The sequence below is a fragment of the Thioalkalivibrio thiocyanodenitrificans ARhD 1 genome (genome assembly GCF_000378965.1).
In the GTDB taxonomy this organism is placed as follows: Bacteria; Pseudomonadota; Gammaproteobacteria; order Ectothiorhodospirales; family Ectothiorhodospiraceae; genus Thioalkalivibrio_A; species Thioalkalivibrio_A thiocyanodenitrificans.
Genome location: NZ_KB900536.1, coordinates 1,970,232 through 1,983,186 on the forward strand (window position 1 = coordinate 1,970,232; position 12,955 = coordinate 1,983,186).

Below are 12,955 nucleotides of genomic sequence, written 5' to 3' on the forward strand. Positions count from 1 at the left end.
CGCCGGCTCAGGAAGAGGTGCCGGCCATCTTGGCGGCAATCTTCGCTTCCACCCGGGCGGCCTCGCGGCGGGCGGCGGTGATGGTCATAAAGATGTTGTAGGACATGATCAGAATGCCCACGAGGAACAACCCGCCGCCGAGGGCGCGCACCACGTAGGGCCGATGCAGGAAGACCACGGACTCGATGAACGTGTAGGCGAGGTTGCCGTACTCGTCGAAGGCCCGCAGCATCAGGCCCTGGCCGATGCCAGCCACCCACATGGCGGTGATGTAGAGCACGATGCCGATGGTGGCCAGGAAGAAGTGCACGTACACCAGCCGGACGCTGTAGAGCCTGGCGTTCCAGAGCCGCGGAATCAGATGGTACAGAGAACCGAAGGTGATCATGGCCACCCAGCCGAGCGCCCCGGAATGCACGTGGCCCACCGTCCAGTCCGTGTAGTGGGACAGCGCATTGACGCTTTTCAGGGACATCATCGGCCCCTCGAAGGTGGACATTCCATAGAACGAAAGCGCTGTGATCAGAAACAGCATGATCGGGTCCGTGCGCAGTTTGTCCCACGCACCGGAGAGCGTCATGATGCCGTTGATCATGCCGCCCCATGAGGGCAGCAGAAGCAGGATGGAGAAGGCCGCCGCGAGCGTGGACACCCAGTCGGGCAACGCCGTCCAGTGCAGGTGATGGGCACCCACCCACATGTACAGGAAGACCAGCGCCCAGAAGTGGACGATAGACAGTCGGTAGGAATAGATAGGCCGCCCCGCCTGCTTGGGGACGAAGTAATACATCATGCCCAGGAAGGCGGCGGTGAGGAAAAAGCCCACCGCATTATGCCCGTACCACCACTGGGTCATGGCGTCCTGCACACCCGAGAACAGGGAATAGGACTCCAGGCTGAACAGGCGCACGGGCACCTGCAGGTTATTGAAAATATGCAGGATTGCCGTCGCCAGGATGAACGACATGTAAAACCAGTTGGCCACGTAGATGTGCGGCTGGGAACGGCGCAGCAGGGTCTGCAGGAAGACCCAGAAATAGGCCACCCAGGTCACGGTGATCAGGATATCGATGGGCCACACGAACTCGGCGTATTCGCGGCCCTGGGTGTAGCCCATCATGTAGGTGATCACACCGAGGGCGATGGACAGGTTCCAGCCCCAGAAGGTGAAGGTGGCCAGGGAATCGCCGTAGAGCCGGGTCTGGCAGGTGCGCTGCACGACGTAATACGAGGTGGCAAACAGGGCGTTGCCGCCGAAGCCGAAGATCACCAGGGTCGTGTGCACCGGACGGAAGCGTCCGAAGGTGATCTGCGGGATGTCGAAGTTCAGGAACGGGAATGCCAGCTGCGAGGCGATATAGGTCCCCACACCCATGCCCACCACGCCCCAGACCAGGGCCATGATGGCGAATTTCTTGACGATTTCGTAGTTGTACTGCTCCGAGGGAACAGCGGCCGCCCCGGCGTGGGACGACGCGTTGGTCGCGGCTTGGGCCATGTCTCTAACCTACCCCTGAACTTAGGTGGATGCTCACCGGGCTGGAATTCAGCGCGTGAAGCATACAGGAAACGCCCCGGGGGTCAAATCGAATCCGGAGCGTTTCGCTAAGGATAGCAGGGGTCCGATGGGGCCACGGTACGACGCGCCGCATAAGGCCTGCTGGTGCGCGCCGCGGCCCGCTCCATGGCTACGACATGGCAGGCACCCAGAAGTTCAGGTAACGGTCCGCCAGCAGGGCCCCGAACAGGGCAAGCAGGTAGACGATGGAGAACAGGAAGGTGCGCATGGCCCGCTGGCGGCTGCGGGTCACGAGCAGCAGGGTGGCATGGTAGAGAAACATCCCGCCCAGGACCAGCGCCGAGACCATGTACACCCAGCCGCTCATGCCCATGCCCACCGGCAGCAGGGTCACCAGCACCAGCAGGATCGTGTACAGCAGGATCTGCAGGCGGGTGAAATCCTCACCGTGCGTGACCGGCAGCATGGGGATGCCCGCCCGGGCGTAGTCGTCCTTGCGATAGATGGCCAGGGCCCAGAAATGCGGCGGCGTCCAGGTGAAGATGATCAGGAACAGCACCATGGCGATGGGGTCGACCTGACCCGTGACCGCCGTCCACCCGAGCAGGGGCGGCGTGGCGCCTGCGGCGCCGCCGATCACGATGTTCTGCGGCGTGGCGCGCTTCAGGTACATGGTGTACACCACCGCATAACCCAGCAGGGAGAACAGGGTGAGCACGGCAGTCAGGGTATTGACACCCAGCAGCAGAACGAGGAAACCCAGCGTTCCGATCACGGCGGAGAATACGAGGCCGTGTTCGACATCCAGGTGTCCCGTGGGCAGCGGGCGACGGCGCGTGCGGCTCATGCGCGCGTCCACGTGGCGATCCACCACATGGTTGACCGCCGCCGCGGAGCCCGCCATCAGGGCAATACCCAGGGTACCGAACACCAGCGCCTGCCAGGGGACCTGCCCCGGGGCCGCCAGCAGCATGCCCACCCATGCGGTGAAGACCATGAGCGCCACCACCTTGGGCTTGCACAGGGTCAGGTAGTCGCGCCAGCGGCTCAGCAAACCCTGATGCAGACTCAGGGTCAGTGCCTTGATGGTCATGCGATGCCCCTCCCGATGAATGTGATCATTGTATGGTGAATCATACCTGTCTCCATGCAACTCATCCCGCCTGCTGCGTCGTGGCGGTCGTGCCCATGCGGACGGGCGCGCGGCCGCTCTCGCGGACCGGCTGGCGCAACATGTACAGCAGGGTCACCAGGGAGAGCAGCAGCAGGGCCGCACCGCCATTGTGGGCCACGGCCACGGGCAGCGGCAGGTAGAAGACGATATTGGAAATGCCCAGACCGACCTGGACCAGCAGCAGCACCATCACCGATGCCGCCACGCCGCGCACCGCGCCCTGGCCACGCCACAGGAGCAGCAGCGCCAACGCGCCCACCGCCAGAAGCGTGACCACCGCGCCGAGTCGGTGCGTCAGGTGAATCGCCGTCCGCGCGGCCGGGTCCAGCACACCGAACTCGTAATCCACGCCGACGCCCCGCCACAGGACGAAGCCGTCGCGGAAATCCGTCTCGGGCCACCATTGCTGCTGGCACTGGGGGAAATCCGGACAGGCCAGGGCCGCATAGTTCGCGCTGGTCCAGCCGCCCAGCGCAATCTGGACCACCAGTACCGCCGTCGCCAGTCCCGCCCAGGGCAGAATGCCGCGGTGCAGGGCCGGCACCGGGCCGGACTGGTGGCGCACCGGCGGCGTGCTGCGGTCACGTGTGGCGAGCACCAGGAGCCAGAGCATCACCAGAGTGGCGAATCCGCCCAGCAGGTGCGCCATGACGATGATGGGCTTGAGTTGCAGCGTCACCGTCCACATGCCCAGGGCTGACTGAAAAATGATCAAACCCAGCAGCGCCAAGGGGAGAGCCACGGGCTGGCCCGGGTCGCGCCGGCCGCGCCAGGCCAGCACCGCCAGCATCAGGACCACCAGCCCCAGGGTGCCGGCCGCATAGCGATGCACCATTTCCTTCCAGGCCTTGCCGACTTCCACGGGCCGATCCGGGAAGGCCTGGTTGGCCAGCTCGACGGTGGCGGACTGGGTGGGGGCCAGCATGCGGCCATAGCAGCCGGGCCAGTCGGGGCAGCCGAGACCGGCGTCGGACAGGCGCACATAGGCACCAAGAATGATCACGGTCAGGGTGAGGACGACCGCCGCGCGCACACCGACGAAAAAGAGGGCCCTGGCGTTCATGTCATCCGATGCGCGAGTTCTTGAGCAGTTTCTTCATGTCGATGAACATGCCACGGGACGTGGACTCGGTGCTGTAACGCAGGACCAGGTTCCCGTGGGGGTCCACCAGATAGACATGGTCCTCCGCGTCGGCGCCCAGCAGCTGCAGCAGGGGCAACAGTGCGGACCGGTCTCCCGTGCCGAACTTCAACCCCGGATGTTCCTCGCGCAGGGGCAGGACCTCCCCCGCCGCTTCCGCCTCGGTCAGCAGGTAAAGCCGCTGGACGCGATCGATGTCATTGCCCAGGGCAAGGCGCGCCTGGCGCGTCTTGAACAGCGCTGCCTGGCAATAGAGGTCGCAGTGGCCGTCACCCACGTACATGAGCGTCCAGCGATGGCGCAGGTGTTCAACGGTCAGGCGATCCCCTTCGGCTGTCACCAGGGAAAGGGTCTCGATGGGCCGGGGCGGATCCATCAGTTCGCCGTGGTTGGTGAAGCGCGTGGGCGTCCACACGTCCGGGTTGTGATAGACCCAGTTGGCGAGCAACAGGGGCAGCGCAAACACCATCACCACGGCTACCAGGGTCAGCCGCCCGATCAGGCGGCGCCTCGGTGCGGCGGTCATGGATACATCACTTGTCATCAGTCTTCGATCTCCTGCGAATTACGAGTACAGCCGCGATGACCACCAGGGCGAGCGCCATTGCATACCATTGCACCGCGTAGGCCATGTGGCGCTCCGCGCCCATGGGGAGCACCGGACGCCAGTCCCGATGGTAGCCATGCGGCGCGTCCGGGTCGAGGCGGATGGTCATGGGGACCACGGGGCCCCCGAGGCGCTGGCCCATGGCCTCGAAATCCAGGTACTGCACCACCCGGGGCCAGACCGCCCGCCCGTCATCCATGGCGCCGATACGGTATCCCTCGCCGAACGGGACATAGACCTGCCCCCGTATCACACCCTGCCCGGCAGGCAGTCCGCCGGCGACATCAGGCAACTGTCCGGGCTGAGCCTCGCGCGGCACCCATCCCCGCTCCACCAGCACCAGCCGGCCGCTGGCGTCGTGCACGGCGGGTGTGATGACCCGGTAACCCACACGGCCGTCCCTGATCTGATTGTCCAGCAGAAACTGCCGCTCCGGGAGGTACCGGCCCCGGAACGCCACCCGCTGAAAACGCAGGTCCTCCCAGGACCTGACGGACAGATCGAGCGGCCGGTGATCGGCCTCCGCGCCCTGCTCGAAGGCCTCCAGAATGGCCTGTTTTTCCCCGGCGCGCTGCCATTGCCAGTTGCCCAGGGAGACAAACAGCACCAGCAGGATCAGGCCGACCACAAGCGGGAGCCACGTGTAGATGAACGAACGCAATGCGGCCGGGCGCTTCATTGAAAAGGCGCGGGCATACCGGGCTATACTGCCCACTCTATACGCCCGTTTTCAGGAAGCACCATGTTCGCCAAAGCCTTCGTCATAGTCCTGCTGATCGCCATCCTGGGCAGCCTCGGGTCCGCCCTGTTCTACCTGATGAAAGACACCAACGACGAACGTCGCACCGTCAAGGCCCTCACCTGGCGCATCGGACTGTCGATCGCCTGTTTCCTGCTCCTCATGGCCGGGGCCGCCACCGGGCTGATCCAGCCCCATGGCATCTACGGCTGACCCGCGGCCGACTGCTAGATCCAGTACACGAACACGAAGAGGATCAGCCAGACCACATCCACGAAGTGCCAGTACCAGGCGACCGCCTCGAACCCGAAATGCTCATGGGGCGTGAAATGCCCCTTGATGCTGCGTATCAGGATCACGATCAGCATGATGACGCCCAGCGTCACGTGCAGGCCGTGGAACCCGGTCAGCATGAAGAAGGTCGATCCGTAGATGCCGGAGGCCAGCGTGAGATTCAGATCCCGGTATGCGTGGCCGTATTCATAGGCCTGGAAACCCAGGAAGATGAGCCCCAGGGCCACCGTGGCCGCCAGGCCCCAGATGAGATGATTGCGCTTGTTCTCCTTGAGCCCCCAATGCGCCCAGGTGATGGTCACGCCGCTGGTGAGCAGGATGGCGGTATTCAGCGCGGGGATCCCCCAGGCACCGATCGTCTCGAAGGCACCGCCCAGTTCCATCGGACCACCCGTGGGCCAGGCCGCTTCAAAATCAGGCCAAAGGAACAGGTGCGTGGCCAGCCCGGTGCCTTCGCCGCCGAGCCAGGGCAGGGCCAGCATGCGGACATAGAACAGGGCCCCGAAGAAGGCGGCGAAGAACATCACCTCGGAGAGGATGAACCAGCCCATGCCCCACCGGAAGGAACGGTCCACCTGGGCGTTGTACAACCCGGCCTGGCTTTCGGAGATCACGGTGCCGAACCAGCCGAAAACCATGTAAAGCGTGACGACCACGCCGGTCAGCAACACCCATGTGCCCGGGGCGTACCCATTGAACATCATGGACGCCCCGACCACCATCAGAAACAGACCCACCGTCGCTATGATGGGCCATTTGCTGCCGTGCGGAACGTAGTAACCCCCCTGCGCATGCTCCATGTCATCCCCCTCGCTCATCAGATTTTGAATTCCGGCCTTCGGCCATATTCGTAACATCGAAGAATGTGTATGCGAGCGTCACACGTTCCACGTTTGCCGGCAGCCGCGGGTCCACCATGAAGGTAACGGGCATCTCCCTGGACTCCCGTGGCGTGAATTCCTGGCGCGTGAAACAGAAACACTCGGTCTTGTTGAAATGCCGTGATGCGGTGGCCGGCGACACACTGGGCACGGCCTGACCGACGACTTCCGCATTGCGCCGGTTCTGGGCCACGTAGTTCATGGTGTACTGCTTGCCCGGGTGCACCTTCATGGACGACACCTCCGGACGGAAGTGCCAGTCCATCTGCTGATTGAGCACGGCCACGAACTCCACGGTCACCATGCGGTTCTCGTCCACCTCGAATTCATCGCCGCCCTCGCTGACCAGGGAGGCACTTCGGCCGTTGAGTCCGGTCACCTCGCAGATGACGTCATACAATGGCACCAGCGCGAAGCCGAAACCGAACATGCCGAGTACCACGGCCCCCAGCACGGTTACGGTACGCCGACTGCTGCGTCGAGTTGTCTGTGTCATGGTCATCGCATCGAGATACTGATGAAGAATCCCACATAAAACCCCAGGGCGAGCAATGCGATGATCACCGCCGTCACGATGATCTTGCGACGGCGGCGTCGATCAACATCGACAATCCAGCGCACTCACTTCACCTCGGGCGGCGTGTTGAAGCTGTGATAGGGCGCCGGCGAGGCCAGCGTCCACTCGAGGCCTTCCGCCCCTTCCCAGACCCGGTCGGGGGCCCTGGCACCGCCACGGACGCACTTGACCACGAGGTACAGGAAGATCAGCTGCGCGAACCCGAACCCGAAGGCACCGATGGTGGCGATCTCGTTGAAGCCGGTGAACTGCATGGCGTAATCCGGGATACGGCGCGGCATACCGGCCAGACCCAGGAAGTGCATGGGGAAGAAAGTCACGTTGACGAAGATCGTCGACAGCCAGAAATGCCACTTGCCAAGCGTCTCGTCATACATGTGGCCCGTCCACTTGGGCAGCCAGTAGTACACCGCGGCCATGATGGAGAACACCGCACCCGGCACCAGCACGTAATGGAAGTGCGCCACCACAAAGTAGGTGTCGTGATACTGGAAATCCACCGGCGTGATGGCAAGCATCAGACCCGAGAATCCACCGATGGTGAACATCACGATGAAGCCCAGGGCGAACAGCATGGGGGTCTCAAAGGTCATGGACCCTCGCCACATGGTGGTCACCCAGTTGAACACCTTCACCCCTGTAGGCACCGCGATGAGCATGGTACTGAACATGAAGAACAGCAGTCCGGCCAGCGGCAGGCCCACCGTGAACATGTGGTGCGCCCACACGATGAACGACAGGAAGGCGATGGACGCCGTGGCGTAGACCATGGACGCATAACCGAACAACGGCTTGCGGGCGAAGGTCGGGACGATGGTGGAGACAATGCCGAATGCCGGCAGGATCAGGATGTACACCTCCGGATGACCGAAGAACCAGAAGATGTGCTGGAACATGACCGGATCGCCGCCACCGGCGGCGTTGAAGAAGCTGGTCAGAAAGTACTTGTCGGTGAGCAGCATGGTCACCGCGCCGGCCAGCACCGGCATGGCAGCGATCAGCAGGAAGGCCGTGATCAGCCAGGTCCATACAAACAGGGGCATCTTCATGAGCGTCATGCCCGGCGCCCGAAGGTTGAGGATGGTGGCAATCACGTTGATGGCGCCCATGATGGAGGAGATGCCCATCAGGTGTATCGAGAAGATCAGGAACGGGAACGCGTCCCCTGTCTGCAGCACCAGGGGCGGATATATCGTCCAGCCGCTGGCCGGCGCCCCGCCCGGCATGAACAGAGTCGAGAGGAGCATCGTGAACGCAAAGGGCAGGATCCAGAAGCTCCAGTTGTTCATGCGCGGCAGCGCCATGTCCGGCGCACCCACCATGAGCGGGATCTGCCAGTTGGCCAGGCCCGTGAAGGCGGGCATCACCACGCCGAAGATCATGACCAGAGCATGCATGGTGGTCATGGAATTAAAGAACTGCGGATCCACCATCTGCAGGCCCGGCTGGAAAAGCTCCGCCCGGATGACCAGCGCCATGGCGCCGCCGATGAAGAACATGATCAGGGAGAACCACAGGTACAGGGAACCGATGTCCTTGTGGTTCGTCGTGAACAGCCAGCGAGTGATCCCCTTGGGGTGTTCCTCGTCGTGATGGATAACGTCTGAACTCACCGCACTCATGTCAGCGTCCTCTTATTCGTTTGACTCGTGAAACCGGTTAGCGCAGCGCGCCGATCTGGGGGGGCTGAATCTGGTCGCCCGTGTCATTGCCCCAGGCATTGCGCTGATAGGTGATTACCGCCGCCAGATCCACGTCATTGAGCTGCGGTCCGAATGCCGGCATCGCGGTGCCGGACCTGCCACGCATCACAATCTCCATGTGCGCTTCGAGATCACCGGTCGCGATCTCGCTGCCGCTGATGGCCGGAAACACATTGGGGATGCCCTCACCGTTGACCTGGTGACAGGAAGCGCATTGCGCCTCGTGGACGCGCTGTCCCCGGCTCATGAGGTCCTCCATGGCGAGTTCCGCCGAAGCCAGGGCCTCTTCGGCGGCGTTATGATCCTGTTGCTCCCTGAGCCAGGCCTCCCAGGCATCCTGCTCCTTGGCCACCACCACGATGGGCATGAAGCCGTGGTCGCGCCCGCAGAGTTCGGCGCACTGACCACGATAAACGCCGGGTTCGTTGACCTGGAACCAGAGTTCGTTGATGAAGCCGGGGATGGCGTCCTTCTTGACCGCCAGTTCCGGCACCCACCATGCGTGAATCACGTCATTGGAGGTAAGCAGCAGCCGCACCTTTTTGTCCACCGGCACCACCACGGGGTTGTCCACGTCCAGCAGGTAGTGCTCGCCCTTTTCCTCCATGCCGAGGATCTCGGTGCGGGGTGTGGCCAGGTTGCTGAAAAAGCCCACGTCCTCGTCGATGTACTCGTAATGCCACTTCCACTGGTAGGCGGTCGACTTGATGGTCAGGTCCGAATCGGTCGTGTCTTCCATGGCAATGAGGACTCGGGTGGCAGGGATGGCCATACCCACCAGAATCAGGAACGGAATGATCGTCCACACCACCTCGATGGTGGTGTTCTCATGGAAGGTGGCCGGCTTGGCGCCCAGCGATTTCCGGTGCTTGAGAATGGAGTAGAACATCACTCCGAAGACCACCACGCCGATGATCACGCAGATCCAGAAGATCAGCATGTGCAGCCCGTAAACGCGGGCGCTGATATCGGTCACGCCCACGGGCATATTGAGCCCGTAGTTGGTGGCGAAGGCCGAACCCGAGAGCATCAGGAGAAGCACACCCATGCAGGCGCTCGCCAGCCCTCTCTTCTTTCCAGACGTCATAACTCTCCCCCTCCAAGACAGACCTTAAGATAATTGGTGGTTGACCGCGATTTGCTTTTCTTGATTCGGGGAACCGTGCCTCGATCCGGCAGGCACGGGCCATGGCGGCGCATGGATGGCCGCGCGCAGCGCCGCAGCCAACCCCTGGCGTTCTTCTTCACCCAGACACCGGCCGATCTCGACCCCCAGATCCGGCGACGATATGAACAGCCGGCTGGGGTGCCCTTGCCGGGCCCCGGCATTCAGGATCACCCGCGACTGGCCGCGCGGCAGACGGAAGCGGCGCTCCGGGCGGATGCCCGCCACCGATATGGTCACCGACGGTGCACTCACGTCGATGATTTCCGTGCGCCGCCCGCGACGATGGACCGCATACAGGGCAATACCCACAGCCAGGAGTTCAAGCCCCGCAAACGGCGCCACCATCCAGAGACCCGCCAGGACGAAGCCCGACGCCACCAGGAACAGCACCAGCCCCACCAGGGCAATGAACAGACAGTTGCCCTGCCAGCTCAGAGAGTGGTTGGGACTGACCACAAAGCGACGATCGACATCGTCGGGATCCGGTGCAGCGGCAAGCATTCAACTCTCCAGCCTCGCGTACTCAGGCTCAGACCCTCGATAGACTACTTCGGCAATCTAGAGGCACTTCCATCCGCGATAAAACATTATTTTTTTATGGCGCTAATAGGTTTTTATGATTTATGGGGCCTATATATTATTTTTTTGACCGTTCACGTCAACTGCTGTGCGTTTTTCTTATAGCATGTATTTATTTTTTTTTAAACCTAATAGCCCGTTCTCAGACGCCCCCCCTGCAGGCACAGGCCGGCCAGGCCCGCTCCTGAGCACGAGGGGCCGATCCCGGGCGGGGGTGTGTCCTTCAGGAGCGGGGAAGAATGGGGATATGGCCCTCAGGCCGCCCAGCGGGCCCGGCAGCAGGAATCTCCGGCGCCCAGGCGTGACCGTAGATCACTTCATAGGTGGCCGGGAGACGGTCGTCGGACAAACGGAACGCGTCGTAGGCTGACTCCACCGTCCGCAGACGGGCGCGGGTGGTCAGACCCCGTTCGCGACCGGCGTTGGCATTGGTGGCACCGATCGCGCGCAGGTCGGCCAGCAACCGGCCCAGATCCGGGTAAGTCACCGTCACCATTTCCATATCCATGACCGGATCGGCGAAACCGGCCCGCACCAGGGCATCGCCGATATCGTGCATGTCCATAAAGACATTCACATGCACATGGTCGGCATCCGCGGCCTGCCAGGCCGCGCGCAGTTCCTTGAGGGTGTCCGGACCGAACGTGGTGAACATGAGCAGCCCGCCGGGGGCAAGCACACGCCGGAACCCCCGCAGGGTGCGCTCCAGGTCATTGCACCACTGGAGCGCCAGGCTGGAGAAGAGCAGATCCAGACTGGCATCGGCAAGGGGCAGGCCTTCCAGATCCGCACATACCCAGTCCGGCCTGCGCCACCACCCGGACTGGCGCCGTGCGCGCCGCAGCATGGCCAGGGAAAGATCGAGCCCCAGGAGCCGTGCGCGCGGATAGCGGCGACGCAGGCCGCGCGCGCCGCGCCCGGTGCCGGTGCCGGCGTCCAGGATATGCCGGGGCGCGAGCTTCACCCAGTCGAGGCGTTCCAGGAGACGGTCGCAGATCTCGTGCTGGAGCGGCGCGGCGGCATCGTAACCGGCCGCCGCCCGATCGAAGGTGGCCCTTACGCGGCGCTTGTCCAGCCGGTAACGATCCCCGTCAGTCACGGGCCGACTCCATGATCCGTTCCGCCAGGGCATCCGCGTGGCTGAGGAGGGGGGCGTGGCCCGCCCCGGGGAGCACCTCCACCGGCATCCCCGGGCGCAGGCGCCGCAGGTCGTCGGCCACCGCCCGGGGCACCAGGGTGTCCAGCGCGCCCAGCACGGCCGAGACGGGGACCTTCAGGGCGGCGAACCGGGAACGCAGGTCGGAATCACGCAGCACCTCAAGCCCTTCGGCCAGCGCCCGGGGATGAGGCAAGGCCTGAAGACAGCGCGCCTTCAGGTCACGCAGGCCCACCGCGCGTCCGGGCACACCATGGACCTGCAACGCCAGGAAACGCGTCAGCGTGGCCCGGTAATCCCTGGACAGGTCACGGGCAAAGTCCGCCAGCACCTCCGCCTGCACCGCATGCGGCCAGTCAGCCGCCTGCACGAACCGGGGCGTGGCCGCCACCAGGACCACACGCACCACCCTGGCGGGATAGCGCTGCGCCATGTCAAGCGCCAGCAGACCGCCCAGGGACCAGCCCACCGCGGTGACCGGGCCGTCCAGCCCCGCGGCCAGATCGGCGGTGGCACTGCCCAGGTCGCCGAATCGACCCTCCACGGCTCGCGCGCCATGGCCGGGCAGATCCGGCACCAGCAGCCGCGCACGCCCGGCCAGTTGTTCGGCCAGCGGTTCCCAGACGGCAGCATTCAACCCCCATCCATGCAGGCACAGCAGCGCGGGCTTCACCTCAGCACTCACGGATTACCCGGCCTCTCAACTCGGGTATCATCCCCGCTCTGCCATTGATTCGCCCGTACTTCATCCGTCATCCAAGGAATCCCGTTCATGCTGTTGGCCATTGCGCTGGTGCTCGCCGCTTACCTGATGGGCTCGGTCTCCACCGCCATCCTGGTCTGCCGTATGGCCGGCCTGCCGGATCCGCGCGGACAGGGATCGGGCAACCCGGGCGCCACCAACGTACTGCGCACCGGCGACAAGGGGGCGGCCATCATCACCCTGCTGGGCGATCTCCTCAAGGGGCTTGTGCCGGTGCTTGTTGCCCAGGCACTGGGGCTCGGACCCGTGTGGGTGTCCGCCGTGGCCCTTGCCGCGTTTCTGGGCCACCTGTACCCGGTCTACCACGGATTCCGGGGCGGGAAGGGCGTGGCGACCGCCCTGGGCGTGATCCTCGGCATCCACTGGCTCACGGGGCTGGCCGCCCTGGCCACCTGGCTCCTGATGGTGGCCGTCTTCCGGATCTCATCCCTGGGCGCCCTGACCGCCGCCACCCTCATGCCCCTCTACATGCACCTGCTCACGGGCGAGCCCTGGTTCGTGCTCGCGGGCGTACTCCTGACCCTGCTGGTCTACTGGCGCCACCGCCGCAACATCCGCAACCTGCTGGCGGGGAAAGAGCCGAGAATAGGAGCTTAAGTGAGAAGGGGGAATTGGGAAATTGGAAGTTAAGGCCTTTTACTTCGCACTTCCCAA

At 63.9% G+C, this 12,955-nt stretch carries 15 protein-coding genes; 2 read left to right on the forward strand and 13 right to left on the reverse strand.

Annotated elements, in window-relative coordinates; genetic code table 11:
* Positions 1-7 precede the first annotated feature (7 nt).
* The 5 genes from ccoN to THITHI_RS0109355 all read right to left on the reverse strand — a co-directional run bounded on the left by ccoN (position 8) and on the right by THITHI_RS0109355 (position 5,120).
* Positions 8-1,498 (reverse strand): cytochrome-c oxidase, cbb3-type subunit I, encoded by a 1,491-nt coding sequence (gene ccoN, locus THITHI_RS0109335; RefSeq protein ID WP_018232823.1) that lies wholly within the window; start codon positions 1,496-1,498, stop codon positions 8-10.
* 190 nt (positions 1,499-1,688) lie between these two features.
* A complete protein-coding gene (gene cyoE / locus THITHI_RS0109340) occupies positions 1,689-2,612 on the reverse strand; it encodes a heme o synthase (protein WP_018232824.1) in 924 nt (307 codons plus the stop codon).
* A 61-nt stretch (positions 2,613-2,673) separates the two neighbouring features.
* Positions 2,674-3,756 carry a COX15/CtaA family protein gene (locus THITHI_RS0109345; protein WP_018232825.1) on the reverse strand — a complete coding sequence of 361 codons (1,083 nt, stop codon included), beginning with the start codon at positions 3,754-3,756 and terminating at the stop codon, positions 2,674-2,676.
* 1 nt (position 3,757) lies between these two features.
* Positions 3,758-4,378: an SCO family protein gene (locus THITHI_RS0109350; RefSeq protein ID WP_156820511.1), complete on the reverse strand. Its 621-nt coding sequence runs from the start codon at positions 4,376-4,378 to the stop codon at positions 3,758-3,760.
* The gene (locus THITHI_RS0109355) at positions 4,368-5,120 is read right to left on the reverse strand and encodes an SURF1 family protein (RefSeq protein WP_018232827.1); all 753 of its coding nucleotides are present in this window, start codon (positions 5,118-5,120) and stop codon (positions 4,368-4,370) included. The genes THITHI_RS0109350 and THITHI_RS0109355 overlap by 11 nt, the downstream gene beginning before the upstream one ends.
* A gap of 63 nt (positions 5,121-5,183) precedes the next feature.
* Here THITHI_RS0109355 and THITHI_RS0109360 point away from each other — a divergent pair, with 63 nt between their 5' ends.
* Positions 5,184-5,393 carry a twin transmembrane helix small protein gene (locus THITHI_RS0109360; protein WP_018232828.1) on the forward strand — a complete coding sequence of 70 codons (210 nt, stop codon included), beginning with the start codon at positions 5,184-5,186 and terminating at the stop codon, positions 5,391-5,393.
* Positions 5,394-5,407: 14 nt separating this feature from the next.
* On the opposite strand, the gene THITHI_RS0109365 is transcribed toward THITHI_RS0109360, so the two are convergent.
* The 8 genes from THITHI_RS0109365 to bioH all read right to left on the reverse strand — a co-directional run bounded on the left by THITHI_RS0109365 (position 5,408) and on the right by bioH (position 12,223).
* Positions 5,408-6,292, reverse strand: a complete 885-nt coding sequence (locus THITHI_RS0109365) for a cytochrome c oxidase subunit 3 (protein WP_018232829.1) — start codon at positions 6,290-6,292, stop codon at positions 5,408-5,410.
* On the reverse strand, positions 6,276-6,851 hold the full coding sequence (locus THITHI_RS0109370) for a cytochrome c oxidase assembly protein (protein ID WP_051079988.1): 576 nt from the start codon (positions 6,849-6,851) through the stop codon (positions 6,276-6,278). Before THITHI_RS0109370 ends, THITHI_RS0109365 begins: the two co-directional genes overlap by 17 nt.
* Positions 6,852-6,853: 2 nt before the next feature.
* Positions 6,854-6,976 carry a hypothetical protein gene (locus THITHI_RS21095; protein WP_018232831.1) on the reverse strand — a complete coding sequence of 41 codons (123 nt, stop codon included), beginning with the start codon at positions 6,974-6,976 and terminating at the stop codon, positions 6,854-6,856.
* The gene (gene ctaD, locus THITHI_RS0109380) at positions 6,977-8,554 is read right to left on the reverse strand and encodes a cytochrome c oxidase subunit I (RefSeq protein ID WP_018232832.1); all 1,578 of its coding nucleotides are present in this window, start codon (positions 8,552-8,554) and stop codon (positions 6,977-6,979) included.
* Positions 8,555-8,591: 37 nt separating this feature from the next.
* Positions 8,592-9,722 (reverse strand): cytochrome c oxidase subunit II, encoded by a 1,131-nt coding sequence (gene coxB, locus THITHI_RS0109385; RefSeq protein WP_033336931.1) that lies wholly within the window; start codon positions 9,720-9,722, stop codon positions 8,592-8,594.
* A 24-nt stretch (positions 9,723-9,746) separates the two neighbouring features.
* The gene (locus THITHI_RS0109390) at positions 9,747-10,304 is read right to left on the reverse strand and encodes a DUF2244 domain-containing protein (protein WP_018232834.1); all 558 of its coding nucleotides are present in this window, start codon (positions 10,302-10,304) and stop codon (positions 9,747-9,749) included.
* 301 nt (positions 10,305-10,605) lie between these two features.
* Positions 10,606-11,481 carry a malonyl-ACP O-methyltransferase BioC gene (bioC, locus tag THITHI_RS0109395; RefSeq protein ID WP_018232835.1) on the reverse strand — a complete coding sequence of 292 codons (876 nt, stop codon included), beginning with the start codon at positions 11,479-11,481 and terminating at the stop codon, positions 10,606-10,608.
* The gene (gene bioH, locus THITHI_RS0109400) at positions 11,474-12,223 is read right to left on the reverse strand and encodes a pimeloyl-ACP methyl ester esterase BioH (protein WP_232199407.1); all 750 of its coding nucleotides are present in this window, start codon (positions 12,221-12,223) and stop codon (positions 11,474-11,476) included. The genes bioC and bioH overlap by 8 nt, the downstream gene beginning before the upstream one ends.
* Before the next feature lie 87 nt (positions 12,224-12,310).
* Between bioH and plsY the strand changes: the two genes are divergently transcribed.
* Positions 12,311-12,898 (forward strand): glycerol-3-phosphate 1-O-acyltransferase PlsY, encoded by a 588-nt coding sequence (plsY, locus tag THITHI_RS0109405; RefSeq protein ID WP_018232837.1) that lies wholly within the window; start codon positions 12,311-12,313, stop codon positions 12,896-12,898.
* The last annotated feature ends 57 nt before the right edge of the window (positions 12,899-12,955 follow it).

What these genes read in the sequence shown, in the direction of transcription:
- THITHI_RS0109370 (WP_051079988.1), bottom strand. Translation starts at nt 6,851, where the DNA reads ATGACACAGACAACTCGACGCAGCAGTCGGCGTACCGTAACCGTGCTG.
- cyoE (WP_018232824.1), bottom strand. Translation starts at nt 2,612, where the DNA reads ATGACCATCAAGGCACTGACCCTGAGTCTGCATCAGGGTTTGCTGAGC.
- THITHI_RS0109350 (WP_156820511.1), bottom strand. Translation starts at nt 4,378, where the DNA reads ATGACAAGTGATGTATCCATGACCGCCGCACCGAGGCGCCGCCTGATC.
- THITHI_RS0109365 (WP_018232829.1), bottom strand. Translation starts at nt 6,292, where the DNA reads ATGAGCGAGGGGGATGACATGGAGCATGCGCAGGGGGGTTACTACGTT.
- ccoN (WP_018232823.1), bottom strand. Translation starts at nt 1,498, where the DNA reads ATGGCCCAAGCCGCGACCAACGCGTCGTCCCACGCCGGGGCGGCCGCT.
- coxB (WP_033336931.1), bottom strand. Translation starts at nt 9,722, where the DNA reads ATGACGTCTGGAAAGAAGAGAGGGCTGGCGAGCGCCTGCATGGGTGTG.
- THITHI_RS0109355 (WP_018232827.1), bottom strand. Translation starts at nt 5,120, where the DNA reads ATGAAGCGCCCGGCCGCATTGCGTTCGTTCATCTACACGTGGCTCCCG.
- ctaD (WP_018232832.1), bottom strand. Translation starts at nt 8,554, where the DNA reads ATGAGTGCGGTGAGTTCAGACGTTATCCATCACGACGAGGAACACCCC.
- THITHI_RS0109390 (WP_018232834.1), bottom strand. Translation starts at nt 10,304, where the DNA reads ATGCTTGCCGCTGCACCGGATCCCGACGATGTCGATCGTCGCTTTGTG.
- THITHI_RS0109345 (WP_018232825.1), bottom strand. Translation starts at nt 3,756, where the DNA reads ATGAACGCCAGGGCCCTCTTTTTCGTCGGTGTGCGCGCGGCGGTCGTC.
- THITHI_RS0109360 (WP_018232828.1), top strand. Translation starts at nt 5,184, where the DNA reads ATGTTCGCCAAAGCCTTCGTCATAGTCCTGCTGATCGCCATCCTGGGC.
- plsY (WP_018232837.1), top strand. Translation starts at nt 12,311, where the DNA reads ATGCTGTTGGCCATTGCGCTGGTGCTCGCCGCTTACCTGATGGGCTCG.